Genomic DNA, 26019 nt, shown 5'->3' on the forward strand with positions numbered 1-26019 from the left:
CCATTATAGCAGAGCTTACAATGGGTTAGAAGCCTCGGCGAACGGTTGAGGACGAGAATGGAATTTCACCGCGGACGCGGTGATGCCAGTCGCGCCTTACTTTTGTCTGGGGCTCACTTGGCTTGCGAACTATTTGGCTTGCGGACTATTTGGCTTGCAGACTATTTGGCCTTCCCCGCCAGCCAGTCCCGTCCCTCGCCATAGAGCTTCTCGACCTCGGGACCGATCAGTCCCGGCATGTCGCGCTTGACCTTGTAGCCGATCAGCTCCTGCATGTAGGCGAGATGCCGATAGCCTTCGGGCAGCGCGGCGAGCGCCTGCTGGTCGAGGCGAAGGCTCGCGGCGGGGTCGACCGGGTCGATCCGGTCCTTCTCATAGATCGGCTGGCGGCGGACGATGCCCCACTGGTCCTTGCGCTTCTCCAGGAAATCGTAGAACCGCCCAGTGCAGACGACGTCGCAAAGCACGTCGTGTACCAGGGCCCGCTGCGAGATCGTCATCTTGGTTTGCGCGATGGCACGCTCGCCCGAAAGGTCGATGCTGGTGCCGCCGAGGAAATGCAGGATGCGGACGCCCCTGGCAAAGCCTTCCTGGCTGACCCGCATGAACTCCCGTGCCGGCCCCTGAAACCAGGTCGCGGACATCCAGCCCTCTTCGTGCCAGACGGTGGCAAACCGCTCCCAGTCGCCGGCATCGCGCCACACTGCCCAGTTCTCGACGAGGTCGCGAATGGCGAGGCGGTCGAGCAGTTGCGGGTCCATGGCTCGTCTCCAATTCGGGCAATGGGTGAGGTATGAGCGGCGAATTCGATGCCCGTCAAGCGGACACGAAAAATCCGGCGTGCCCTGCAGCACGCCGGATCAAACCTTCGACGCCAAATGGCGGCCCGTTTTCTTACGCCGCCGGTGCCTTCGGCGCGCGGTTGCGCGAGTTGCGCTGGAAGAACAGCGCCTGGCTCGCCACCGCCGACACCATCGCGGGCTGGAACGGCTTTGAGATCAGGAACGCCGGCTCCGGCCGCTCGCCGGTGAGGAAGCGCTCTGGGTACGCGGTGATGAACACCACCGGCACCTCGAAGGTGCGCAGCAATTCGTTGACCGCATCCAGGCCCGACGAGCCGTCGGCGAGCTGGATGTCGGCGAGGATGAGGCCCGGCCGCTTGTTCTTGGCCAGCGCCACCGCATCGGCATGGGTGCGCGCGACGCCGACGACATTGTGGCCGAGATTCTTCACCAGGCTCTCGAGGTCCATGGCGATGAAGGTCTCGTCCTCGATGATCAGCACGTCGGTTGCGATCTCCGCCGCCATCTCGCGGCCGGCGGCATCGGCCAACCGGCGCGTCTCGGCAACATCGGTGCCGAGGATGAAGGCGACTTCCTCTTCCGAAAAGCCCTCGAGCGAGAGCAGCAGGAAAGCCTGTCGCGGCAGCGGCGTGATATTGGACAGCCGGCGTTCCGGCGGCATCGGCAACGTCGCCACCTCGGAATCGTCATTGACCGAAACCGAATTCCAGATCTGGGTGAACAGCCGGAACAGGCCGGCCCGCGGGCCATGGCTCTCGTCGAGCACGCTGGGATCTCCCAGCATGGCTTCCAACATGGCTGCGACATAGGCGTCGCCTGAGGCCTGGCTGCCGGTCAGGGCGCGCGCATACCGGCGCAGCAACGGCAAGTGTTCAGCAACGAGCTGTGAACGGGACATCCCCACTCCATTCATCATCGGACCAACCTTGAGAAACCAGGCAATCTGAGGGGAGGCCCGGGTTCCCCTGCTGGGGCTGATTACGCCTCAGCATAAGAAAAGTTCCCATTGGCTGGGAACTTTTTGTCGAACGTCGAATTGAACTCGTCCAGGGAACGGCTCCCGGTTGAGAAAACTTCTCTATTTTGCAGTCACTTAACTCGGGGAAACGTGGAACAGGTCATGAAAGATCTCAAGCAAGCCAGCAAAAGCACGACCCCCGGCAAGGGAGGCCTCACTCCGGAGATTCAATCCCGGATCGGCCATCAACTGCGCGCGATGTATGATGACGTTGTGCGGCAGGGGGTTCCGGACCGGTTCGCGGAGCTCATCAAAAAGCTTGATGCGCCGGGTGGGTCTCCAAACGAGAATGGGGCTGGGGGCTCCAACGACAACACTGGGAGGGACTAATGCCTCTCACAAACTCCCTGCGTGACGACATTCTGGCGGCCGTGCCAAGCCTGCGCGCATTCGCCATATCGCTCAGCGGCAATGCCGACCGCGCCGATGATCTGGTGCAGGAGACGCTGCTCCGCGCGCTTGCCAACATCGACTCGTTCCAGCCCGGCTCCAATCTGCCGGCGTGGTTGTTCACGATCCTGCGCAACCTGTTCCGCTCCGATTATCGCAAGCGGCGGCGCGAGGTCGAGGATGCCGAGGGCAACTATGCCAAGACGCTGAAGACGCAGCCCTCGCAGAACGCCCATCTCGAGTTCGAGGAGTTTCGCAGCGCGCTCGACAAGCTTCCGCAGGACCAGCGCGAGGCCTTGATCCTGGTCGGCGCCTCCGGCTTTTCCTATGAGGATGCGGCCTCGATCTGCGGCTGTGCCGTCGGCACCATCAAGAGCCGCGTCAACCGCGCGCGCTCGAAGCTCGCCGCGCTGCTCTATGTCGACGGTGCCGAGGATTTCGGGCCCGACGAGACCGTGCGCGCCGTAATCGGCGGCAGCGGCGGGTAGCGGCGCGCGTCACCAGGCTCAAGGCGACAGCTCGCGAAGGCGGCCGTTTGCGCGGCCGCCTTTGCACGCGTCTGGCTCACGTCTCGACGAAGGTCACGGTGTCGGCAACGTTCGCGCGCGAGGTGCGGTAGCTGTTGACCTTGTGCGCATGATCCGCATAGCCGAACGAGATGCCACAGACGACGCGACGATCGTCAGGCAGGTTGAAGTGGCGGCGGATCAGGCCGGAATGGCGCGCCAGCGCGGCCTGCGGGATGGTCCCGAGCCCGAGCGCTTGCGCCGCGAGCATGAAATTCGAGACATAGGCACCGCAGTCGATGGCACCGTAGATGCCGAGCGGTTCATGGGTGTGAATGATGGCGACATGCGGGGCGCCGAAGAAGTTGTAATTCTCCAGCGCCTGTTTTGCATACGCCGTCTTGTCGCCGCGGGCGATCCCGAGCGTGTTGTAGAGCTGAAAGCCGCTCTCGCGGCGGCGCTCGAGATAGATGCCGACATATTCGCGCGGCGGGGTGAAATCATAATCGTCGCCAAGGCGGCTTGAGGCCTCCTTGTAGATCGCTTGCCGGAACCGCTCCTTGGCCTCGCCGCTGGCGATGACCACCTGCCAGGGCTGGCTGTTGCACCAGGACGCGGTGCGCTGCGCCGTGGTCAGCACATGCTCGATGGTGGCGCGGTCGACTTCCTTCGGCAGAAAGGCGCGAACGGAGTAGCGCTCGTTGAGCAGCTCTTCGAGCACGCCGATGCGGTCTTCGGTGGAGTGGCGGGCGTTGGGTACTTTGGCATCCATCAATTTGCTCGCTCTCGTAGGGTGGGCAAAGGCGCATCGCGCCGTGCCCACCGACAGACTTTCCCCGGCACATATGGTGGGCACGCTTCGCTTTGCCCACCCTACGATTCCATGGCCACATCACCGCCCCTTGGTCGGGATCTTGTTGTAAGGCACGTCCTTGTCTACCCGAATATCGCCCGGCAATCCCAGCACGCGCTCGGCGATGATGTTGCGCAGGATCTCGTCAGTGCCGCCGGCGATGCGCATCGAGGGCGAGGACAGCAGCATCTGCTGGAATTGGCCGTGCACCGTCTCCTCGTCGCTGCCCGTGAGCACGCCGGCCGCGCCCTGCAGGTCCATGGCATAGGTCGCGATGTCCTGGAGCATCATGCCCGAGACAAGCTTGCCGATCGAATTCTCCGGTCCCGGCCGCTCGCCCTTCGACAGCGCCGAGATGGCGCGGTAGCTGGTGTATTTCAGCCCGCTCGACTTCACGGCCCAGCTCGCGAGCTTCGAGCGCACCGCGGGATCGTCGATGGCCAGACCATCCTCCAGCATCAGGTTGGAGCAGAACTCGAACATCTCAGGCACGCCGGTCGCAAGCCGTGCACCGATCGACATGCGCTCGTTCATCAGCGTGGTCAGCGACACGCTCCAGCCTTCGCCGACGGCGCCGAGCCGCTGGCTGTCTGATATCACCACATCCGTGAAATAGACCTCGTTGAACTCCTGCATGCCGTTGGCTTGCCTGATCGGCCGCACCTCGACACCGGGGCTCTTCATGTCCAGGAAGAACATGGTGAGGCCCTTGTGCTTGGGCACGTTCGGATCGGTGCGCGCGATCAACAGGCCATAGTCGGAATAATGTGCACCCGACGTCCAGATCTTCTGGCCGTTGACGACCCAGACGTCACCCTTCTTCTCGGCGCGGGTGCGCAAGCCCGCGACGTCGGAGCCGGCCGACGGTTCGGAGAACAGCTGGCACCAGATCTCCTCGCCCGATGCGAGCTTCGGCAGGTACCGGCGCTTGGCGTCCTCGCTGCCCCAGGCCATCACGGTCGGGCCGCACATGCCCTCGCCGATCTGGAACGGCTGCGTCAGCTTGCCATAGACGCCCTCTTCCTGCTGCCAGATCACGCGCTCGATCGGCGTCGCGCCACGGCCGCCATATTCCTTCGGCCAGTGCAGGCAGGCCCAGCCGCCCTCCGCCTTCTTCTTTTGCCAGGCCTTGCCGACCTCGACCATGTCGTGCTTGGCAAGCCTGATGCGGCCGAGCGAGGATTTGGACAGCTCCTCTTCGAGCTCCTTCGGCGCATTGGCGGCGATCCATTGGCGCGCCGTCTCGCGGAATGCGGCTTCCTGCGGGGTGTCGTCGAAATTCATGGCGCTTCCCTTTTGTTGTCATTCCGGGGCGCGCAACGCGCGAACCCGGAAGCCAGAGATTCCGGGTTCGATGCTTCGCATCGCCCCGGAATGACGGCTAATTTCTTCCCCTCGTCGGGATCTTGTTGAACGGCACGTCCTTGTCGACCCTGATGTCGCCGGGCAGGCCCAGCACCCGCTCGGCGATGATGTTGCGCATGATCTCGTCGGTGCCGCCTTCGACGCGCGTGCCCGGCGCGCGCAGCAACATCGCCTGGAAACGGCCTGCGAGCTCGGCATCCTCGCCGCTGACCACGCCGCTCGCGCCTTGCAGATCCAGCGCGTAGGTCGCGACGTCCTGGATCATCGAGCCCGCGACCAGCTTGCCGATGGAGTTTTCCGGCCCCGGTCGCTCGCCGCGCGACAGCGCGGAGATGGCGCGCATGCTGGTGTATTTCAGCCCGCTCGCCTTCACCGCCCAGTTCGCCAGCTTCGAGCGTACCGCGCGATCCTCGATGGCAGGGCCGTCGTCGAGCATCAGGCTGGAGCAATATTCGAACAGCTCCGGGAAACCGGTCGAGACGGCCGCGCCGATGGCGCTGCGCTCGTTCATCAGCGTGGTCAGCGACACGTTCCAGCCGTCGCCGACCTCGCCGAGGCGCTGGTGATCGGGGATGCGGACGTTGGTGAAATAGACCTCGTTGAAGTCGGAGGCGCCGCTCGCCTGCTTGATCGGCCGCACCTCCACACCCGGGCTCTTCATGTCCAGGAAGAACATGGTGAGGCCCTTGTGCTTGGGCACGGTGGGATCGGTGCGGGTGAGCAGAATGCCATAATCGGAATAATGCGCGCCCGAGGTCCAGATCTTCTGGCCGTTGATGATCCAGTCGTCCCCGTCCTTCTCGGCACGCGTGCGCAGGCCCGCGACGTCAGAGCCGCCGGCCGGTTCGGAGAACAGCTGGCACCACACTTTCTCCCCGGAGGCGAGCGGCGGCAGATAAGTGCGCTTATGTTCCTCACGCGCGAACGCCATCATGGTCGGCCCGCACATGCCGTGGCCGATGATGAACATGCGGGAGAGCTGGCCAAACGGCCCCTCTTCCTGCTGCCAGATCACGCGCTCGATCGGCGATGAGCCACGGCCGCCATATTCCTTCGGCCAATGCAGGCAGGCCCAACCCGCGTCGGCCTTCTTCTTCTGCCAAGCCTTCGCGACCTCGAGAATGTCTGCGTTCTTGAGCACGGTGCGGCCCAGCGAGGATTTGCGCAGCTCCTCCTCGTACTGCTTTGGCGCATTGGCGTTGATCCAGGCGCGGGCGGTGGCGCGAAATTCGGCCTCCTGCGGGGTGTCGTCGAAGTTCATGGTTCTTTTCTCTCTTCCGTCATTCCGGGGCGATGCGAAGCATCGAACCCGGAATCCAGAGGTTATCGACCCATCTCGAGATTCCGGGTTCGCGCTCCGCGCGCCCCGGAATGACAAGAATCTAAGCCGCGTTCTTCCTGCGCATGCGCTCGATCAGCTGGTCTTCCCAATAGGACAGGCTGCCGAGCCCGAGCGCCATCGCGTTGGCGCGGCGGTAGTACATGTGGCAATCGAACTCCCAGGTGAAACCCATGCCGCCGTGAACCTGGATGTTGTTCTTGGCGCAATGCTGAAACGCTTGCGTCGCGCTGATGCGCGCGGCGGCGGCCGCCTCCGGCAATTCAGCCGCGTTGGTCGAGAGTGCCCAGGCGCCGTAATAGCTGTTGGAGCGCGCCAGCGTCGCCGAGACATACATGTCCGCGAGCATATGCTTGATCGCCTGGAACGAGCCGATCTGTCGGCCGAAGGCGATGCGGTCGAGCGCGTAGTCGCGGCCCATCTCGAGCGCGCGGTCTGCGCCGCCGACCTGCTCGAACGCACACAGCACCGCAGCGCGGTCAAGCATCCGGGTGAGAATGCTCCACCCCTCCCCAGCCGAACCGAGCGGCTCCGCTTTGCAGTCCTTGAAAGCGATCTCCGCCTGCCCGCGGGTCGGATCGAGATTGGTGAGGCTCTTCACCTCGACGCCACCTGCCTTCAGGTCGACCAGGAACAGCGAGATATCGCTGTCGCGCCCGCCCGAACCAGTACGCGCAGCCACCACCGCGAAGTCGGCGATCGCGCCGTCCGCGACCGGTTTCTTGACGCCGTTGAGCACGCCGTTCGCGGCCGTCAGCTTGACATTCTTCGGCGCGGGATTGCCCTTGCCCTCGAACAGCGCCAGCGTGCCGATCGCCTCGCCCGACGCGATCGCGGGCAGCCACTTCTTCTTTTGCGCGTCGCTGCCGGCAATCAGCAGCGCTTCAGCGGCAAGATAGACGGTCGAGGAGAACGGCACCGGCGCATTGGCGCGGCCCATCTCCTCCGCGATCACGCAAAGCTCGAGATGGCCGGCGCCGGCGCCGCCGAACTCCTCGGGGATGGCGACGCCGAGAAAGCCCATCTCGGCGAGCCCCTTCCAGAGTTCCTTGTCGTAAGGCGCCTTGCCATCGAGCACGACGCGCACGGCTTTGGACGAGCATTTTTCGGCGAGGAATTTGCGCGCCTGGTCGCGGAGCTGCTTCTGGTCGTCGGAGAAATCGAAGTTCATGGCGGGCTTACCTTTTTCTTGCTGTCATTCCGGGGCGCGACGCAGTCGCGAACCGGAATCTAGAGGTCACTCACTCATCTCGAGATTCCGGGTTCGCCGCTGCGCGGCGCCCCGGAATGACGAATTCAGTCGCATTCATCGCAGCACGATCACATCCTGGTCGGGCTCGTCCGCATAAAGCCGCTCCACCAGCGCCGCGCGGCGCTCGAGGCCGGCGCGCTGGTTGATGTAGCCCTTGTCGGTAAGCTCGTTGCCGTCGATCGAAGGCGGCTCGGCCATCAGCATCGCGCGCGCAATGATGCGGCTGCTGGCGCCCTCGCGTTCCTTGTTATGGGCCTGCAGCCCGCGCTTGAAGCAGGCGATCACCTCGGGATGCTTCACCGCATCCTCGAAGCTGAGCTCGGCATTGCCGACGAGCTGCCGGCAGGCATGCAGATTCGGCCAGGCAAGGAGCCCGATGAAGGCGCGATCCTGCCCCGCGACCAGCGCGTCATGCACGACCGGCGTCGCGGCAGCGATCGCGTCGGTGCGCAGCGAGCCGACATGCACGAATGTGCCGGTGGTGAGCTTGAAGTCCTCGACGACGCGACCGGCAAAGATGATGCCCTTCACCGGATCGTTGTCGTCGACGAAGATGCCGGCATCGCCGATGCAGTAAAAGCCCTCTTCGTCGAACATCTTCTTCGTCAGATCGGGCTGGCCGAAATAACCTGATGTGACGTTGACGCCACGCAGCCGCAGCTCGTATTTCGAGCCGCATGGCACCATCTTCAATTCGACGCCGGGGAACGGCAGGCCGATCAGGCCGACGCGTTCGGTGTCCCAATAGGTGCCGGTCGAGGTCGGCGAGGTCTCGGTCGAGCCCCAGCCGGTGTAGAACACGATGCGCTCGCCGGTGGTCTTCACCGCGAGCGCCTGCATGCGGTCGTAGAGATCGTCAGGCAGCCGCGCGCCGCCATAGGCCATGATCGACAGGTTCTTGAAGAACGAGCGGCACAGCGCGTCGTCCTTCTCCATCGCAGCGGCGAGTGCGGCGTAGCCGGCCGGCACGTTGGCGTAATAGGTCGGCGAGATCTCGCGCAGGTTCCTGATGGTCTCTTCCAGTTGACCCGGCACTGGCCGGCCGTCGTCGATGTAGAGCGTACCACCGTCGATCAGCACTGGATGGAACGCGGCGTTGCCGCCCATCGTGTGATTCCACGGCATCCAATCGAGCACGACCGGTAGCGGACCGCCGGGCGTGCGTGGCCGCACCTGCATCATCATCGCCGCATTGGCGCACATCATGCGTTGCGTGTTGATGACCGCCTTGGGCATGCCGGTCGAGCCCGACGTGAACAGCAGCTTGCCGATGGTATCGGGCGTGATCCCGGCGATCGACAGCTCAACGTCGCTGGTCACCGGCGTCGCGGCAAGTTCGGCAAAACTGACGCTCTTGACGCCCTCGCAAGGCCGCACGACGTGAACGACCGTGACCCCGGTGAGGTCGATCGCCCTGAGCGCCTTCTCGAAGGTCGGGCCGTCCTGCACCATCACGACAGCCGGCTTGATCAGGTCGAACAAATATTTCAGCTTGACGTGATCGTGGCTCATCAATGAGTAGGCCGGCGACACCGGCGCTGCCGGGACGCGCGCCTGCATCGCGGCTTGCGTCATCAGCGCATGCTCGATCGAATTGCCTGACAGGATCGCGACCGGGCGCCCATCGAGTTCGAGATTCAGCAGTGCCTGCGTCAGCGCATCGACGGTCCGCTTGGCTTCGCCGTAAGAGACTTTTCGCCAGTCGCGCTTCGGGCCGCCGCGCTGCGCGAGCCAGATCCGCTCGGGCGCTTCCCTTGCCCATTTTGCCAGCGAGGCCGGAAGATGCTTCTCATAGGCCTGCAACGGAATGCGCGACTTCAGCACCACCGTGCCGTCGGCGCGGCGCTCGACATCGATATCGCGTGCCAGCCACTCGACCTTGCGAAAGGCGGGCCTCGCCATCACCGCTGCCGCGCTTCCACTCATTTTGCGTCTCCCGGAATTACTGTCCTTTACGGATCGTTCTCGTCTCAGCGCTTGATATAGACAGGCTTTCGCTTCTCAAGGAAGGCCCTGATGCCTTCCGAAAATTCCTCGGAGCGGCTGCACAGGACCTGGTTGCGGTCCTCCATCGCGATCGCCGCTTCCAGCGATCCCGCATCGACGCTCATGTTGAGACATTCCTTTGATAGCCGTAGCCCCACGGGTGACGCGGTCATCATCGCATCGATGTAGGGCTCAGCCGCAGCATCAAGCTTGTCCTCGTCGACGACCTCCGAGATGAGTCCCACCGCAAGCGCGCGCTCGGCGCCGATGAAACGTCCGGTCAGAATCAGCTCCGATGCCACGGAGACGCCGACGAGCCGCGGCAGGAAATAGCTGGTACCGATATCGCAGCCGCCGAGGCCAAGCTTGATGAAGGCGCAGTTCATCCGCGCCGATCTCGTCGCGATGCGGATGTCGGAAGCAAGCGCCAGCGCAAAGCCACCGCCGGCCGCCGCGCCCTGCACCAGCGAGATGATCGGCTGCGGACAGCGCCGCATCAGCATCACGATGTCGGCGATGCGCCGCTGCGAATCCAGCGACTCCGTGACACCAGGCGGCTCGTGCTGCCCGGCGCGCCGCGCCATCGCGGCCTTGAGATCGAGGCCTGCGCAGAAATTCTTGCCGGCGCCCTTCAACACGACCACGCGCGTGTCGCGGTTGCGCTGCAGTCCCTGGAAGTAGACATTGAGCGCATCGATCAGTGCGGGATCGAGCGCATTGAGGCTATCAGGACGATTGAGCGTCACCCGGTCGACGCCGTCATCATGCTCGATCAGCAGCGGTTGGGACATCGACAACTCCCCATCGTCGTCCTGGACAAGCGAGCAAAGCGAGCGCAGATCCAGGACCCATAACCACAGGCTTTTATTGTTGGCCACCGGCGCCGATTGAGCGCGCTCAACCACGAGCGCCGGTGGTCATGGGTCCTGGCTCCTGTGCGCCATTGCGCACAGGCCAGGACGACAGCGGAGTTACCGCGGAGCCATACGGATGGCGCCGTCGAGGCGGATGGTCTCGCCGTTGAGCATCGCGTTCTCGACGATGTGCACGGCGAGCGCGCCGTATTCCTTGGCATCGCCGAGGCGCGAGGGATGCGGCACCTGGGCGCCGAGGCTCTTGCGGGCTTCCTCGTTCAGCCCCATCAGCAGCGGCGTGAAGAACAGGCCGGGCGCAATGGTGTTGACACGGATCTTCTGGCTGGCGAGGTCGCGCGCGGCAGGCAAAGTCAAACCGACAACCCCGCCCTTCGAGGCCGAATAGGCGATCTGACCGATCTGGCCTTCATAGGCGGCCACCGACGCCGTATTGATGATAACCCCGCGCTCTTCACCGATGGGCTCGATCGTGACGAGACGCTCGGCGAACAGACGCAGGCAGTTGAATGTGCCGATCAGGTTGACGTTGATGATGCGCGCGAACTTTTCCAGCGGGTAGACGCCGTCGCGGCCGACGATGCGCTGTGAACCGCCGATGCCGGCGCAGTTCATCAGCACGCGGGCGACACCATGCGCGGCTTCCGCCTTCGCGATCGCCGCCTTGATCTGCTCCTCGCTGGTGACGTCGGCATGAAGCGCGACGCCCTTCACTTCCGCAGCGACCTTCTCGGCATTCTCCTTGTTCTGGTCGATCACGCCGATCTTGGCGCCCTTGGCCGCCATGGCGCGGGCCGTGGCTTCGCCGAGACCCGAACCACCCCCGGTGATGAGAACGGCTACGTCTTTCAATTCCATCGCAATCTACCTTTCCTTGGGCGTTTCTTCTCTAGACTTGAAAGTTTCGACCGGATTATCCGGCAGCTGCAGCTTCCCCGGCTTGTGTGAGGATGCCGCCGCAGATGAGCGTTTCCATGTGCTTGATGTATTGCCGGCAGACTTCCTCGGTGACCGGGCCGACGCCGGTCGCGCGAGACATCGCGTGCCGGCCGAAGAACAGGTGATCGCAGGCGCCGATCAGGCTGGTGTAGAACAGCACCGGGTCGGTCTGACGAAACTCGCCGCGGCTGACGCCTTCAGCGAGCAGCCGGCGGTGAAAGTCGAGCAATGGCGCGACGAAAAACTTCGACACTTCGTCGGCAGAGCCCGCCTCGCTCTCATGCAGGAGATAGTGAATCAGCCGGTTCATGTAGGGGAACCGGTGATAGGCGCGGATGATGCCGCCGATGTGCAGCTTCAGCTTCGCCGTCGCCGTGATCGGCTGCGCCAGAAGGTATTCGAGGTTGGACATTTCGGTCGCGGCATCCCGCGCGAGCAGCGCCAGCAGCAGACCGTCCTTGTTGCCGAAATGATATTTGACCAGCGCGGCGTTGGCGCCGGATTTCTGGGCGATATCGGACAGCGAGATCTCGATCGACGAACGTTCGATCATCAGCTCGCTCGCGGCCACGAGCAATTTCTCTGCCGTGGAATTCTTACCGCTCGGAAGCCTGTTCGGTACGCTGGTATTCACGGAGATCCTTGCTCTCGCCACTTGAGGCGGGCGGCAGATAAGCCCAAGCAGCGCCTCCCCACAAGAGTTAATTGATCGATTGACTAAATCATAGCCCACCCCTTAAAACCCCCACAACCCAATTCAGAACAATCCTGGGAGAGACCGAAATGGCCGAGGCATATATCGTCGCCGCTGCGCGGACCGCCGGCGGGCGCAAGGGGGGCCGCCTCGCCGGCTGGCATCCGGCCGATCTGGCCGCGAAGGTGCTGGACGAGCTGGTCGATCGCACCAAGGTTGATCCGGCCCTGGTCGAGGACGTGATCATGGGCTGCGTGATGCAGGTCGGCGAGCAGTCCAACAACGTCGCGCGCAATGCGATCATGGCCTCGAAGCTGCCGGAGAGCGTGCCCGGCACCTCGATCGACCGCCAATGCGGCTCCTCGCAGCAGGCACTGCACTTCGCCGCGCAAGCCGTGATGTCCGGCACGATGGACGTGGTGATCGCGGCCGGCGTGGAATCGATGACGCGCGTGCCGATGGGCCTGTCGTCACAGCTGCCGGCCAAGAACGGCTTTGGCAATTACAAGAGCCCGGGCATCGAGAAGAGATATCCGAACATCGTGTTCAGCCAGTTCACCGGCGCCGAGATGATGGCCGAGAAGTACGGCCTGTCGAAGGATGATCTCGACGAATATTCGTTCCAGAGCCATCAGCGCGCGATCGCAGCGACGCAAGCCGGCCACTTCAAGAAGGAGATTGTGCCGCTCGAGATCGTCAGAGCCGACGGCTCCAAGGATACCCACCACATCGACGAGGGCATCCGCTTCGATGCCACGCTCGAGGGCATCAAGGGCGTCAAGTTGATCGCCGAGAACGGTAAGCTCACCGCAGCCAGCGCCAGCCAGATCTGCGACGGCGCCTCCGGCGTCATGGTGGTGAACGAGCGCGGCCTCAAGCAGCTCGGCGTCAAGCCGCTCGCACGCATCCACCACATGACCATGACCGGCGGCGATCCCGTCATCATGCTCGATGCGCCCCTGCACGCCACCAAGAAGGCGCTGGATAAGGCCGGCATGACGATCGACGACATCGACCTGTTCGAGGTCAACGAGGCCTTCGCCTCGGTGCCGACAGGCTGGCTGAAGACCACCGGCGCTGATCCCGCCCGCCTCAACGTCAACGGCGGCGCCATCGCGCTCGGCCATCCGCTCGGCGGCTCCGGCACCAAGCTGATGACGACGCTGGTTCACGCCCTGCACCAGCGCGGCAAGCGCTATGGTCTGCAGACCATGTGCGAAGGCGGCGGCATGGCGAATGTGACGATTGTGGAGCGGCTGTAGGCCGAGGCGTCGCTACACAAACGGTGTCGTCCCGGCCGAGTGCGCGGTTGCGCACTAGGCCGGGATGACACCGTTATTGGTGAGAGATCTCGAGCATGACCCATCCGTCCATCCACGCAAAGACCACGCCCGACAAGATCGCCTACCAGATGGCCGGGACCGGCAAGGCGATTACCTATCGCGAACTCGACGAACTCTCGAACCAGGGCGCGCAGCTGTTCCGCTCGCTGGGGCTGAAGGCCGGCGATCACATCGCACTGCTGATGGAAAACCGCCTCGCCTTCATGGAGATCTGCTGGGCGGCGCAACGCAGCGGGCTCTATTACACCGCGATCAGCCGCTATCTGAAGCAGGACGAGATTGACTACATCATCGGCGATTGCGGCGCCAAGGTCGTGATCACCACGCCGAAATGCGCCGAGCAGATCAAGGACCTGATCAAGGGCAAGCCGGGCGAGCCCATCTTCTACATGGTCGACGAACCGCTGCCCGGCTTCCGCTCCTACGACAAGGAAGCTTCGGCGCAGCCGACCGCGCCGATCGCGGACGAAGTCGCCGGTTACGACATGCTGTATTCATCGGGTACGACGGGTCGACCCAAGGGAATCAAGAAAGCCTTCGAGCGTAACAAGATCGATGTGCCGAACGCGTTCCTGCGGGTGCTCTGCGCCGACATGTGCGGCATGAACGCCGAGAGCACCTATCTGTCGCCGGCGCCGCTCTATCATGCAGCTCCGCTGCGCTTCAACATGATGGCGATCGTGCTCGGCGGCACCTCGATCATCATGGAACATTTCGACGCCGAGGACTTTTTGAAGCTCGTCGAGAAATACAAGGTCACGCAATCGCAGCTGGTGCCGACCATGTTCGTGCGCATGCTGAAGCTGCCGGATGAGGTCCGCACCAAGTACAATGTCTCGACCTTGAAGGGCGCGATCCACGCCGCCGCACCCTGCCCGGTCGACGTCAAAGCAAAAATGATCGAGTGGTGGGGGCCGATCCTGATCGAGTATTACGCGGGCTCGGAAGGCAACGGCGTCACCGTCTGCAATTCGCAGCAATGGCTGGAGCATCGCGGCAGCGTCGGCCGCGCCGTGGTCGGCAAGATCAAGATCCTGGACGAGAACGATGAGGAACAGCCGGTCGGCGAGATCGGTACGGTCTATTTCGCCGACGCGCCCGCGTTTACCTATCACAACGACCCCGACAAGACGAAGAAGGCCTACAACGCCAAGGGCTGGTCGACGCTCGGCGATGTCGGCTATCTCGACAAAGATGGCTTCCTGTTCCTCACCGACCGCAAGTCCTACATGATTATCTCGGGCGGCGTGAACATCTACCCGCAGGAGACCGAGGATGTACTCATCACCCATCCCGAGGTTGCCGACGTCGCCGTGTTCGGCGTGCCGAACGAGGAGATGGGCGAAGAGGTCAAGGCTGTGGTGCAGCCGCACGACATGAAGCGCGCCGGCAAGGCGCTCGAGGCGGAGCTGATCGCCTATTGCAGGACGCGTCTCTCCGCCATCAAGTGCCCGCGCTCGATCGACTTCGAAGCCGAGCTGCCGCGCACGCCGACGGGCAAGCTGGTGAAACGGCATCTGCGCGACCGGTATTGGCCGAAGACGGTGGCGAAGATTTAGCGGGGTTGGCAGGGTGGGTTAGCCGAAGGCGTAACCCACCTCTTTCGTTTCCGCGGGAGCAGAAGTGGTGGGTTACGCCGAGCAGATGTGCTTCGCACATCCGCAGGGCTAACCCACCCTACGATGTCGGTGCCCGTAGCCTCAATCAAACAGGCTCGGCGTGTGGTTCACAAGCGCGCCTTCGATCTCGAGCATCTTCAGCTTCGTCACCACGCCGCCATTTGCCGAGAATCCGCCGGGCTTGTTGCCGGCCGCGAGCACGCGATGGCAGGGCACGACGATCGGGCACGGATTGCGGCCGAGCGCCTGGCCGACGTCGCGCGACAGCTGCACGCCGCCCAATTGCTTGGCGATGTCGCCATAGGTGATGGTCTTGCCAGGCGGGATGGCGCGCGCGATCTCGTAGACGCCGCGGTTGAATTCGGGCACGCCGTCGAGATCGAGCTCGATATCGGTGAGGTCGTCGTGCTCGCCCGCGAGCAGTTTTGTCATGCGCTCGATGGCGTGCTGCACCTCAGGCGTCGGCTCGGCTTCGGTGGCGTCGGCATGGCGCTGGCTGATGCGGGTGCGGATCTTCTGCTCGCCGCCCATCGGCAGCTGCGTGCCGTTGATGCCGCGCGGGCCCCAGGCGATGGCGCAGAGGCCGATCCTGGTCTCGAACAGGGCAAAATGCTGGTCGGTCATGACTAGGTTCCTGAGCTTGCGTCCCTCTCGCATGCCCCCATTGTGTTCTCCGCCTAAATCTAGGCTTGGAAATAGTTGCGATCCACCCGGTTTCCGGGAATCTTGCACAGGAGTTCCGCCCTCTTTCGCGAGCCTCCAATGCAAAGCCTGCACGTCAACGGTTACGACATGCCCTATCTCGACGTGGGCGAAGACAAGGGCAAGCCGCCGCTGGTCTGCGTGCATGGCTCGCTCTCCGACTTCCGCGTCTGGGGCTGCGTACTCGGCCCGCTGACGCAGCGGCATCGGATGATCGTCCCCAGCCTGAGGCACTTCTTCCCGGCAAAGTGGGATGGCGTCGGCGACACCTATTCGATTGCCCAGCATGTCAGTGATGTCATCGCCTTCATCGAGAAGCTGGACCTCGGTCCGGTCGATCTGATGGGCCATTCCCGCGGCGGCCACATCTGCTTCCGCGTCGCGCAGCAGCGGCCCGATCTGCTGCGGCGGCTGGTGCTGGCCGAGCCTGGCGGCGAGCTCGATGCAAGCCTCGATCCAGACTATGCCGGCGGGCCTTCGCCGCTGCTGGCGCGGTTCACGGCCTCGGCGGAGAAGATCGCGGCCGGCGATGTCGATAGCGGGCTTGCGGTGTTCGTCGACACGCTGGAAGGGCCCGGCACCTGGCCGCGATTGCCGGCGATGGTGAAGCAGAATCTGCGTGACAATGCGTATACGCTGATCGGCCAGGTCCGCGACAAGCGGCCGCCGTTCTCGAAGGCGGATGCTGAATCCATCAAAATGCCGACGCTGTTCATCCTGGGCGCGCGGACCAAGGGCCTGCTGCCGAAGGTGCTGCACGCGCTCGCGGCGCATGTGCCCTACTCCAGGACGGCGATCATCCCGAACGCGACGCATCCGATGTTCGAGCAGGCGCCGCAGAAATATTCCGAAGTGGTCCTGGACTTTCTGGCGAGCTGATCATGCAGAGCTTTCGCGTCAACGGTTACGACATGGCCTATCTCGAAGTTGGCGAGGGCCCCCCGCTGCTCTGCGTGCACGGCACGCTCGGGGATTTCCGCACCTGGTATTCGGTGCTCGGCCCGCTGTCGAAAAATCATCGTGTGATCGCAGTCAGCCTGCGGCATTTCTTTCCTGAACATTGGGATGCCGTCGGTGACGACTACAAGATGGCGCAGCACGTCTCCGACGTGATGGCCTTCATCGAGCAGGTCAAGCCGGGCCCGGTCGACCTGATGGGCCATTCGCGCGGCGGGCACATCGCGTTTCGCCTCGCACAGGCGCGGCCTGATCTGTTGCGCAAACTGGTGCTGGCCGAGCCGGGCGGCGATCTCGACGCCAGCCTGCCACTGCCGCAAGGCACGCCGGCGTATCCACCGCTCGCGGCCAAGACGACGCGTTCGGTCGAGATGATCCGTGCCGGCGACATCGAAGGCGCGCTGCAAAACTTCTATGAGGGTATCGAAGGCGACGGCTCGTGGCGGCGCGTACCGGCGGCGGCAAAGCAGCAATTGCGCGACAACACGCCGACCTTCCTCGGCCAGATCAACGAGCAGCGCCGGCCCTACACGCGCAGCGATGCGCAGGCGATCAGGACGCCGACGCTGTTGATCGGCGGCGGCGCAACGACGGGAAGTCTGTCGGTGATATGGCGCGTGCTGGCGGAGCACATCGCGGGCGCCAAGACGGCGGTGATCCCCAACGCCGGACACTGGATGTTCGAGCAGGCGCCACTGGAGTTTTGCGAAGTGGTGGATCGGTTTTTGGCGGAGTAGCGCCCGGCGCTGTCCCACAACTTCGAAAACAACCCCATGCACAGTAGACCGCATCAATAAAATCAAGGGCTTACGTAGCCAAAACCGCCAATGATTGACGGCCCTCCCTCCGGCGATATCGTTGACTACGGAATTCCATATTAGATGCGGCCGAACGCGCCGCGCTCGCACATGCTCAGACGGCGGGACGGATGACTGAGGAGAGATTGCGGGCGACGGACGAGGTGCGGCGTAGCGGCAAGCGCGCCGTCATTCCGGGCGCGCGATAGCGCGACCCGGAATCTCGAGGTTCCGGGTTCGATGCTGCGCATCGCCCCGGAACGACGAACAAAAACAAAATCGACAAAACAGGAGGACGACCCATGAAACTGTCCCAGGAGCAATTGGAGTTCTTCCACCGCGAGGGCTGGCTGTTTCTGCCCGAACTGTTCAGCCAGGAAGAGGTCGATCTCCTGGCGCGCGAGGCGGTCGCCATTTACGATACCAACCGGCCCGAGGTCTGGCGCGAGAAGAGCGGCGCGCCACGCACGGCGTTTGCCGCGCATCTCTACAACGAGGCGTTCCGCATCCTGGCTCAGCATCCGCGCATGATCGAGCCGGTCGAGCAGGTGTTCGGCGAGCCTGTCTACATGCACCAGTTCAAGATCAACGCGAAATCGGCCTTCACCGGCGACGTCTGGCAGTGGCACCAGGATTACGGCACCTGGAAGCGCGACGACGGCATGCCGGAGCCGCGCGCGATGAACATTGCGATCTTCCTCGACGAGGTGATGCCGATCAACGGCCCCTTGATGCTGGTGCCACGCAGCCAGAATGCCGGCGATCTCGAAGCTTCGCACGATCTCGCCACGACGTCGTACCCGCTGTGGACGCTGGATGAGGACACGGTGACGCGCCTCGTCAAGCAGGGCGGCATTGTCGCGCCGACCGGCAAGCCTGGCGGCATGCTGATGTTCCACGGCAATCTGGTGCACGGCTCCAGCGGCAACATCACGCCCTACCCGCGCAAGATCGTGTACCTGACCCTGAACGCGGTCTCGAACTATATCCGAAACCCGACGCGCCCCGAGTATATCGCCCATCGCGACTTCACGCCGATCAAGACGGTGGATGATGATGCGCTGGTGCGGCTGGCGCGGGCACCGCGACAGGCGGCGGAGTGAACTGTCATCCCGGGGCGACGCGTAGCGTCGAGCCCGGAATCCATTTATCCGCCGTCTCTGCGGCCCGATGGATTCCGGGCTCGCCCTTCGCGCGCCCCGGAATGACGAGCCTTAGTTGTTGTACGTAGGACATCCCCCATGAACCTCTTCCGCATGCTCCAGGCCCACGCGTCCGCCGGCAAGCCTGTCCGTGTCGCGCTGATCGGCGCCGGCAAGTTCGGCTCGATGTTTCTGGCGCAGGTGCCGCACACGCCGGGACTGGAGGTGCCTGTTATAGTCGACATCGACCGCGAGCGCGCGCGCGAGGCCTGCCGCACTGTCGGCTGGAGCGCCGAACGGATCGCCGCAACCGTTTTCACCGATGACGGCGCGCGTGCGATTGCCGGCGGCGCGATGGAGGTGGTGGTGGAGGCGACCGGCAATCCGGCCGTCGGCATCCGCCATGCGCGCGCCGCGATCGCGGCGGGCAAGCATATCGTGATGGTCAATGTCGAGGCCGACGTGCTCGCCGGCCCGCTGCTTGCCGAGGAGGCGCGCAACGCGGGCGTGGTCTACTCGCTCGCCTATGGTGACCAGCCGGCGCTGACGGCGGAGATGGTCGACTGGGCCCGCGCCACCGGTTTTCGCGTCGTCGCCGCCGGCAAGGGCACGAAATATCTGCCGGCCTATCACGACGTGACACCTGACGGCGTCTGGCAGCATTATGGTCTCACCGCCGGCGAAGCCCAGTCGGCCGGCATGAACCCGCAGATGTTCAACTCCTTCCTCGACGGCACCAAATCGGCGATCGAGATGGCAGCGATTGCCAATGCCTGCGCCCTCGACGTGCCCTCGGAGGGACTTCTGTTTCCGCCCTGCGGCGTCGACGATTTGCCGCACATCATGCGGCCACGGTCGCGCGGCGGCGTGCTGGAGCGGCCGGGCGTGGTGGAAGTGGTCTCCTCGCTGGAGCGCGACGGCCGGCCGGTGTTCCGCGATTTGCGCTGGGGCGTCTATGTCGTGCTGGAGGCGCCGAATGATTACGCCGCCGACTGTTTCAAGCAATATGGCCTGAAGACCGATGCCAGCGGACGCTTTGCGGCGATGTACAAGCCCTATCATCTGATCGGGCTCGAGCTGAACATCTCGGTGCTGTCGGCGGCGCTGCGGGGCGAGCCGACCGGGCAACCTTTCGGCTTCCGCGGCGATGTCGCGTCCGTCGCCAAGCGCAATTTGCGCGCCGGCGAAATGCTCGACGGCGAAGGCGGCTACACCGTGTGGGGCAAGCTGGTGCCGGCGGCCGCGAGCCTGAAAGCCGGCGCCCTGCCGATCGGCCTCGCCCATCGTCTCAAGCTGAAGCACGACGTTGCCCATGGCGAGATCGTGCGCTGGAACGACGTCGAGTTCGACGCGAACAACGAGACGATCAGGACACGGAAGGCGATGGAGGCGGCGTTCGCGAAGTAGCAACCAGATCTTGCGAGACACATCCCTCGAACTCGGAGCGCAACTCGGCGACTGCATGCATGATCCGCTCGAATGACTGAGCTGCGCGTAGACGGTCGCGGCCCCGCGACACCAGCTGACTGATGCTTGCAAGCAGAATACTTGATTTCTCGATGCGCATCAGCTGGTCGCCGAACCCGCCAGACTCTGCTCCATACGAGAGTTCGGATGCCAACTCATCACAGAGCCTTGTGAGCTCGGAAACAAAGGCATCGGATGACAGATCGTGGCCGGGAGCAGGGAATTGCAGGACGTTGTCGCGCTTCATTCGAGCCTCCGTCTGCTATACGACGCTCGCCCGACCTTGGATCAGTGTGCATCAAGCTGAATGAGCTGCCCCTGTTTGCGCTCACCTCCATCAACCCTTGCCTTCAAGGAACAAGCAGACATTCCTGCGCGGGAACCTATTCCGCGGCTGGGAGTTAGCCCCGTTCCGTCTCCAGAGTCCCCTTGAATGAAAACGACCGCCGCCGCGGATCCCCAAAGCCTTGAGTTGCTGATCAACGGGATCATCGACTACGCCATCTTCATGCTGGATACCGACGGCCGTGTCAGGACCTGGAACAGGGGCGCTGAACGCCTCAAGGGCTATGCCGCCGATGAGATCATAGGGAAGCCTTTTTCGACCTTTTACACCCCCGAAGATCGGCAGAAGGATTTGCCGTCCAAGGCGCTGGCAACCGCCGCGGAGACAGGAAGGTTTGCCACTGAAGGCTGGCGCGTCAGAAAAGATGGCAGCCGCTTCTGGGCGCTCGTCGTTCTCGATGCCATCCGTGACGAGGAAGGCGGTCTGATCGGGTTCGCGAAGGTGACGAGAGACATCACCGAGCGGCAGCAGGCCCATAACGACCTGCTGGAAAGCGAACGACGATATCGCCGGCTCGTTGAAGCCGTCGTCGACTACGCGATTTTTCAACTCGATCCCTCCGGACATGTCGCGACCTGGAATCCCGGAGCCGAGCGCATCAAGGGTTATCGGCCGGAGGAGATCATCGGCCGGCATTTCAGCACCTTCTACACGCCCGAGGATCTTGAAAAAGAAGTGCCGAAACTGGCGCTGAAGGAGGCCGCCGAAAAAGGTCGGTTCGAAGCCGAGGGCTGGCGCTTGCGCAAGGACGGCACGCGCTTCTGGGCCTCGGTCGTCATCGACAGGATTACCGACGAGAGCGGCACGATCATCGGCTTTGCGAAAGTCACGCGTGATCTCACCGAGCGGAAGCAGGCCCAGGACGAGCTGCACCGGGTCCAGGAGCAACTCGTTGCATCCCAGAAGCTCGAGGCGGTCGGACAGCTCAGCGGAGGCATCGCGCATGACTTCAACAATCTTCTGATGATCGTGCTGGGAAACCTCGAGAATGCAGAGCGCAACAGCCGCAACGTCGGAGCACCGAATCTCCATCGCGCGCTGGCAAATGCGAAGCGCGGCGCTCAGCGGGCCGCCGCGCTGACATCTCGGTTGCTCGCCTTCTCGCGCCGTCAGGCGCTCGATCCCAAGCCGATCAATCTCAACGGCTTCCTGAGTGGCCTGCAGGAGTTCCTTCAGCGCACTTTAGGTGAACGCATCGAAGTGCAGACGGTGGGCGGCGCCGGTCTTTGGCAGATCGAAGTGGACGTGAACCACCTGGAATCGGCGATCGTCAACCTTGCGATCAATGCCCGTGATGCGATGCCCGACGGCGGGAAGCTGACCATCGAGGCGGCCAATGTCTCCGCTGACGAAGACTATTCGCGTGTCAACCCGGAGCTCGCAGCCGGCCAATATGTCGCTATCTGCGTGAGTGATACCGGCTCCGGCATGACGCCGGAGGTCCTTAATCATGCATTCGAGCCGTTTTTTACCACCAAGGAGCCTGGGCAGGGGACCGGGCTTGGACTGAGCCAGGTCTATGGTTTCGTCAAACAGTCCGGCGGACATGTGAAGATCTACAGCGAGGTCGGGGAAGGCACGAGCATCAAGATGTATTTCCCGCGTTACGCGGGCAGTGCACAGCCCAGTTCTGAGCCTGCGGACCAGTTCGTGGCGGAAGGCGTCGCTGTAGAGACCATTCTCGTCGTCGAAGACGATGCCGATCTCAGGACCTACGTTTCGGACGTCCTGCGGGATCTCAATTATCGGGTTTTGTCTGCCAGCAGCGCGCAGGCCGCTTTGACCATTTTGTTGCAGGAAGATCAGCAGGTCGATCTGCTTCTGACCGATGTCGTCATGCCCGGCATCAACGGTCGCGATCTGGGACGGCGCGCGCAGCAGATCAGGCCCAAACTCAAGATTCTCTACATGACAGGTTACTCGCGCAACGCCGTCGTTCACCAGGGGCGGCTCGACGAGGGCGTGGAACTGCTGGAAAAGCCCGTCACTCAGGCAAGGCTGGCGCTGAAGATTCGCGAGCTGTTGGATCGAAGGTGAAACGAGCGGTAAAGCCTGACGGGGAGTGAGGCTCGATCTTAACGAGCCTGCCGGGCGTTCGGCATCAGGTCTATGAGGCCCAGATCCACGAGCGTGCGATGGAAACGCCGTTTCCGTTCGGAGCTTGAGGCGAAGTAGGCTTCCCGGCAATCATCCATCAAGCTCGCACGGGTGGCGAAGACCGGATCAAGCGCAACGCCCGCCCGTTGCAACGCGACAGTACCAAGGAAGGCGATATCGAGGTCTGCGCCTGGTCCGGGGCTGAAGTGAGGGATATTGAGGGCTTCTATCGCGTAGAAGGTACGAAAAGGGCTCCGCCCATCTTCCGGTCGTTTCAGCTGTCGATCGATCTGTTTCGTCAGCACGGGTTGATGATCGCCGTAATGCACGATGAGAACAGGCCGGTCAGGGAAGCTGCTGGCCAGCCTGGCTCTGGCGGTTTGCCAGGCTGACGCGGTCTCTGCCAGTCGCGTGTAGTATTCGGCATATCCGGCATTGGGGAGGCTGGCCATGGCAAAGGCGCGTTCCCTCTCGAAAAGGCCTGAGGGCACAAGCTGCCTAGTGTGCGGGCCGTGATTGAAGTTGGTCAGCGCATAAAGAAATCTCGGCGTCGGGTCGTGAGCGACCCTCTTGGCATACGCAGCGATGACCGCATCCAGAAACACGGCGTCGGAATTTGTTGCCTCGAAACGCCTGAGATCGAATGGCGGGGGAAGTTCATCGACGAAGATGCGGTCGTCGATACCGATCGAACTGTAGAATTTATCGTAGCTGAGAAATCCGCGGCGACAGCTTGAAATCAATGTCGAGTGGTAGCCGAGCGAGGCCAACGAACGCGGCAGGCTGCTATGAAAGCGGCCGGCGCCCTTCTTGAAGAGATAGTAGGCGCTTGAACCGAAGCTGGCACTTGAGAGGCCGGTCAGCAGGCTGAATTCGGATTGCCACGATCCTCCGCCGTAGATGTCGACGTTCAGGCCGCCAAATTCCGCATCTGGCGGGGACAGGAAGGCTTCGACTGTTGGATCGACCGGAAGGCCGAAAATGCGCGGGTCGAAGACGGACTCGTGCTGGATGACGATAATGTCGGGAGAACAGGCGGAGCGCGCCGGCATGGCCGCCCGCAAGGGCAGCGGTTCGTTGGCGATATCGCTCAGCGCCAACGCACCGAACTGTCGCCAGCAAGCAGGGTCGACCAGCGAGGCCATGAAGGTTGAGTAGAAGCACCGCCCTTGCGTCAGAGTGAGCCGCAAAGACGTAACGCCCTTTGACGCGCAAGCCTTGGCAAAGCCGATGAGCGCAAGCAGGAGCAAGAGAACGCGAGGCGTGACGGGAATGGGAGAACCCGCGCCATAGAGCAGAACCGCGCTTGAGGCGAAGGCGAACAGCGCGCCTGCGGCCAGAACACCCAGCATCATGCGTGGGTATTGCAGGACAAAAAACGGGACCGTGCCTGCAAACGCCAGGGGCAGATCGGAAACCGTCAGCTTGAGCGCGCTGTGGTCGAATTTGACTGAGGATATGCCTGATATCGCCACGGCCAGCAGGCCGGACAGCAGGATCGCTCGCTCGACATCGGCAACAAAAACCAGCAGCAGGGCTGCATTGAAGAGAAGAGCTGCGACCGCAAACGGCAGATGTTCAACGCTCCGTTCGGTCAGCGCAACGGCGGCAATGACTGCTCCGAGAATGAAAATCAAAATCATGGATTGAGGATGCCCCGAGCTCTTGAATTTTGCAATTTGGGAGCTCGGATTCATCCGGGCATCATCTGCCGTTCTTCAAGGCAGCCGCCTCTCTTCCGTGGCCCTGGCAGTGAACACCCGCAAAACCACGGAAGCGGCGTTCGCAGCGCAGCATTGACGGGCGCCGGCAAAACGAGGGATCGCCGGGGCGACCAAAGTGCGCTTGATTTGCAGGTTTGCTTTGGTCATCCTGACCACGATCCGGAATTCTGAATTTCGGACACACGTCGGCCGCCGGCGAAGAGCAAAGCGACGACAAGATCGCGATCCCTCGTCGAGCTATCGACACCACAGAGAGGGGACACGCATGAAACGTCGTAAATTCCTGACGGCAGGCGGATTGGGCCTGGCCGCAAGTGTGGTCGCTGCGCCGGCGATCGCGCAATCGATGCCGGAGGTGCGATGGCGGCTCGCCGCGAGCTGGCCGAAGGCACTCGATACGCTTTATGGCGGCTGCGAATATTTCTGCAAGCGCGTCGCCGAGATCACCGACAACCGTTTCCAGATCCAGCCCTTCGCAGCCGGTGAGATCGTCCCGGGCCTGCAGGTGCTCGACGCGGTCTCGAATGGCACGGTCGAGATCGGCAACACCGCGCTGTACTATTACTGGGGCAAGAACCCCGCCTTCACCTTCGGCACGGCGCTGCCGTTCGGGCTGAACACGCGCCAGCACATTTCCTGGCTGCAATGGGGCGGCGGCCAGGACCTGGTCAACGATCTGCTCAAGGAGCAGAACATCATCGGCATCCCGACCGGATCGACCGGCGCCCAGATGGGCGGCTGGTTCCGGAAGGAGATCAAGTCGATGGCGGATCTGCAAGGACTGAAATTCCGGGTCGGCGGCTTTGCCGGCACCATCATCGCCAAGGTCGGCGGCGTGCCGCAGCAGATTGCCGGCGGCGACATCTATCCGGCGCTGGAGAAGGGCACGATCGACGCCGCCGAATGGGTCGGACCCTATGACGACGAGAAGCTCGGCTTCGTGAAGGTCGCCAAGTTCTACTATTATCCCGGCTGGTGGGAGGGCACCGGCCAAGGCCACAACATCATGAATCTCGACAAGTGGAACGCGCTGCCGAAGCACTATCGGGCCGCGGTCGAGAGCGCCTCGCGTGACGCCTTCACCTGGGTGACCGGCAAGTACGATGCCCTCAATCCGCCCGCGCTCAAGCGGCTGCTGGTGGCCGGCGCGATCCTGAAGCCGTTCCCGCAGGATGTGCTGGAGGGATGCTACAGCGCGGCCGGCGAGATCTACGCCGATCTCGCCAAGAGCAATCCGCATTTCGGCAAGATGTATGCGAGCCTGTCGGCCTATCGCAACGAATCGCTGGCCTGGATGCAGGTGGCAGAGCTGAGCTTCGACAGTTTCATGATGCGGATGCGGACGAGGACGTGAGGCGTTGAGGTCGCAAGGAAGGGCGGAAACGACGAAAGCCCCGGAGATGTCTCCGGGGCTTTTTGTCTTTGCGACAATGAAGGTCTCGTAGGGTGGGCAAAGCGAAGCGTGCCCACGATATTTGTCAGAACGAAAGAGGTGGTGGGCACGGCGCTACCGCGCCTTTGCCCACCCTACGGCAGCGGTGCAAGGCGCGCACCACAATCCTCAATTCTGGTCGTCGCCGAGCGCGGCGACGAGCTTGTCGTAATACTTGCCGACGAGATCGATGTTGGCCTTGTTCTCGACCGCAGGTGCCGGGGTCTTCAGGGCCTGGTTGAGCTCGTCGAGCGCTTCCTTCTTGTCCTTGGCCGGCATCTTCTTGTCGGCCTCGACCTGCGCGATCTGCGCTTTCAACACGGCCTCGGCGCCGACATATTTCTTGGTGGCGGGATCGAAGCCGCCGAGCACGAGG

Annotated in this window: 24 protein-coding genes (1 of these 24 only partly in view); 10 read left to right on the forward strand and 14 right to left on the reverse strand. The window is 63.1% G+C overall.

Features of this window, described 5'->3' with window-relative positions; all coding sequences use genetic code 11:
- Positions 1-161 precede the first annotated feature (161 nt).
- Together ACNJX9_RS36440 and ACNJX9_RS36445 are read right to left on the reverse strand one after the other, a co-directional pair.
- Positions 162-761: a nuclear transport factor 2 family protein gene (locus tag ACNJX9_RS36440; RefSeq protein ID WP_439406935.1), complete on the reverse strand. Its 600-nt coding sequence runs from the start codon at positions 759-761 to the stop codon at positions 162-164.
- 133 nt (positions 762-894) lie between these two features.
- Positions 895-1701, reverse strand: coding sequence for a response regulator (locus ACNJX9_RS36445; RefSeq protein WP_057742550.1), 807 nt, complete (start codon positions 1699-1701; stop codon positions 895-897).
- Between the two features lie 222 nt (positions 1702-1923).
- On the opposite strand from ACNJX9_RS36445, the gene ACNJX9_RS36450 reads away from it, so the two are divergent.
- Entirely contained in the window at positions 1924-2151 is a 228-nt protein-coding gene (locus ACNJX9_RS36450; protein WP_057742568.1) for a NepR family anti-sigma factor, read from the forward strand.
- Positions 2151-2699 (forward strand): sigma-70 family RNA polymerase sigma factor, encoded by a 549-nt coding sequence (locus ACNJX9_RS36455; RefSeq protein ID WP_083513939.1) that lies wholly within the window; start codon positions 2151-2153, stop codon positions 2697-2699. The genes ACNJX9_RS36450 and ACNJX9_RS36455 overlap by 1 nt, the downstream gene beginning before the upstream one ends.
- A gap of 76 nt (positions 2700-2775) precedes the next feature.
- Here ACNJX9_RS36455 and ACNJX9_RS36460 read toward each other — a convergent pair whose 3' ends face one another.
- The 8 genes from ACNJX9_RS36460 to ACNJX9_RS36495 all read right to left on the reverse strand — a co-directional run bounded on the left by ACNJX9_RS36460 (position 2776) and on the right by ACNJX9_RS36495 (position 11876).
- Positions 2776-3489 (reverse strand): nitroreductase, encoded by a 714-nt coding sequence (locus tag ACNJX9_RS36460; protein WP_439406936.1) that lies wholly within the window; start codon positions 3487-3489, stop codon positions 2776-2778.
- Between the two features lie 120 nt (positions 3490-3609).
- The gene (locus ACNJX9_RS36465) at positions 3610-4854 is read right to left on the reverse strand and encodes an acyl-CoA dehydrogenase (RefSeq protein ID WP_057746798.1); all 1245 of its coding nucleotides are present in this window, start codon (positions 4852-4854) and stop codon (positions 3610-3612) included.
- A 97-nt stretch (positions 4855-4951) separates the two neighbouring features.
- The gene (locus ACNJX9_RS36470) at positions 4952-6196 is read right to left on the reverse strand and encodes an acyl-CoA dehydrogenase (RefSeq protein ID WP_057746795.1); all 1245 of its coding nucleotides are present in this window, start codon (positions 6194-6196) and stop codon (positions 4952-4954) included.
- A 121-nt stretch (positions 6197-6317) separates the two neighbouring features.
- Positions 6318-7445, reverse strand: a complete 1128-nt coding sequence (locus tag ACNJX9_RS36475; RefSeq protein WP_439406938.1) for an acyl-CoA dehydrogenase family protein — start codon at positions 7443-7445, stop codon at positions 6318-6320.
- Positions 7446-7580: 135 nt separating this feature from the next.
- Entirely contained in the window at positions 7581-9452 is a 1872-nt protein-coding gene (locus tag ACNJX9_RS36480) for an AMP-binding protein (protein ID WP_439406940.1), read from the reverse strand.
- Positions 9453-9496: 44 nt separating this feature from the next.
- Positions 9497-10303, reverse strand: coding sequence for an enoyl-CoA hydratase/isomerase family protein (locus ACNJX9_RS36485; RefSeq protein WP_439406942.1), 807 nt, complete (start codon positions 10301-10303; stop codon positions 9497-9499).
- A 180-nt stretch (positions 10304-10483) separates the two neighbouring features.
- Positions 10484-11242, reverse strand: a complete 759-nt coding sequence (locus ACNJX9_RS36490) for an SDR family NAD(P)-dependent oxidoreductase (protein ID WP_220002309.1) — start codon at positions 11240-11242, stop codon at positions 10484-10486.
- Positions 11243-11297: 55 nt separating this feature from the next.
- Complete coding sequence (locus tag ACNJX9_RS36495) at positions 11298-11876, reverse strand: TetR family transcriptional regulator (RefSeq protein WP_439406943.1); 579 nt, start codon at positions 11874-11876, stop codon at positions 11298-11300.
- Between the two features lie 230 nt (positions 11877-12106).
- On the opposite strand from ACNJX9_RS36495, the gene ACNJX9_RS36500 reads away from it, so the two are divergent.
- Both ACNJX9_RS36500 and ACNJX9_RS36505 read left to right on the forward strand, forming a co-directional pair.
- Positions 12107-13279, forward strand: a complete 1173-nt coding sequence (locus tag ACNJX9_RS36500; RefSeq protein ID WP_057746782.1) for an acetyl-CoA C-acetyltransferase — start codon at positions 12107-12109, stop codon at positions 13277-13279.
- Positions 13280-13374: 95 nt separating this feature from the next.
- Complete coding sequence (locus ACNJX9_RS36505) at positions 13375-14919, forward strand: acyl-CoA synthetase (protein ID WP_439406944.1); 1545 nt, start codon at positions 13375-13377, stop codon at positions 14917-14919.
- A 141-nt stretch (positions 14920-15060) separates the two neighbouring features.
- Here the strand turns inward: ACNJX9_RS36505 and ACNJX9_RS36510 are convergent, their stop codons facing one another.
- Positions 15061-15603, reverse strand: a complete 543-nt coding sequence (locus ACNJX9_RS36510; RefSeq protein ID WP_057746907.1) for a methylated-DNA--[protein]-cysteine S-methyltransferase — start codon at positions 15601-15603, stop codon at positions 15061-15063.
- Positions 15604-15741: 138 nt separating this feature from the next.
- Between ACNJX9_RS36510 and ACNJX9_RS36515 the strand changes: the two genes are divergently transcribed.
- From ACNJX9_RS36515 to ACNJX9_RS36530, 4 genes are all read left to right on the forward strand, one after another.
- Positions 15742-16560, forward strand: a complete 819-nt coding sequence (locus ACNJX9_RS36515) for an alpha/beta fold hydrolase (protein WP_439406946.1) — start codon at positions 15742-15744, stop codon at positions 16558-16560.
- Between the two features lie 2 nt (positions 16561-16562).
- Complete coding sequence (locus ACNJX9_RS36520) at positions 16563-17375, forward strand: alpha/beta fold hydrolase (RefSeq protein WP_439406947.1); 813 nt, start codon at positions 16563-16565, stop codon at positions 17373-17375.
- Between the two features lie 362 nt (positions 17376-17737).
- Positions 17738-18538, forward strand: a complete 801-nt coding sequence (locus tag ACNJX9_RS36525; RefSeq protein ID WP_439406948.1) for a phytanoyl-CoA dioxygenase family protein — start codon at positions 17738-17740, stop codon at positions 18536-18538.
- Positions 18539-18676: 138 nt separating this feature from the next.
- A complete protein-coding gene (locus tag ACNJX9_RS36530) occupies positions 18677-19984 on the forward strand; it encodes an NAD(P)H-dependent oxidoreductase (protein WP_439406949.1) in 1308 nt (435 codons plus the stop codon).
- On the opposite strand, the gene ACNJX9_RS36535 is transcribed toward ACNJX9_RS36530, so the two are convergent.
- On the reverse strand, positions 19944-20291 hold the full coding sequence (locus ACNJX9_RS36535; RefSeq protein WP_439406950.1) for a hypothetical protein: 348 nt from the start codon (positions 20289-20291) through the stop codon (positions 19944-19946). The two genes, ACNJX9_RS36530 and ACNJX9_RS36535, sit on opposite strands and share 41 nt — an antisense overlap.
- Positions 20292-20477: 186 nt before the next feature.
- Here ACNJX9_RS36535 and ACNJX9_RS36540 point away from each other — a divergent pair, with 186 nt between their 5' ends.
- Positions 20478-22427: a PAS domain S-box protein gene (locus ACNJX9_RS36540; RefSeq protein ID WP_439406951.1), complete on the forward strand. Its 1950-nt coding sequence runs from the start codon at positions 20478-20480 to the stop codon at positions 22425-22427.
- A gap of 38 nt (positions 22428-22465) precedes the next feature.
- On the opposite strand, the gene ACNJX9_RS36545 is transcribed toward ACNJX9_RS36540, so the two are convergent.
- Positions 22466-24184, reverse strand: coding sequence for a sulfatase-like hydrolase/transferase (locus ACNJX9_RS36545; RefSeq protein ID WP_439406952.1), 1719 nt, complete (start codon positions 24182-24184; stop codon positions 22466-22468).
- A 292-nt stretch (positions 24185-24476) separates the two neighbouring features.
- Between ACNJX9_RS36545 and ACNJX9_RS36550 the strand changes: the two genes are divergently transcribed.
- Positions 24477-25565 carry a TRAP transporter substrate-binding protein gene (locus ACNJX9_RS36550; RefSeq protein WP_439406954.1) on the forward strand — a complete coding sequence of 363 codons (1089 nt, stop codon included), beginning with the start codon at positions 24477-24479 and terminating at the stop codon, positions 25563-25565.
- A 207-nt stretch (positions 25566-25772) separates the two neighbouring features.
- On the opposite strand, the gene ACNJX9_RS36555 is transcribed toward ACNJX9_RS36550, so the two are convergent.
- Positions 25773-26019: the 3' end of a hypothetical protein gene (locus ACNJX9_RS36555; protein WP_439406955.1), read on the reverse strand. 344 nt of this gene lie beyond the right edge of the window; the window shows 247 of its 591 coding nt (coding positions 345-591); its start codon lies off the right edge, out of view; its stop codon occupies positions 25773-25775.

Origin of the sequence: Bradyrhizobium sp. BLXBL-03, from assembly GCF_051853015.1 — a bacterium.
In the GTDB taxonomy this organism is placed as follows: domain Bacteria; phylum Pseudomonadota; class Alphaproteobacteria; order Rhizobiales; family Xanthobacteraceae; genus Bradyrhizobium; species Bradyrhizobium manausense.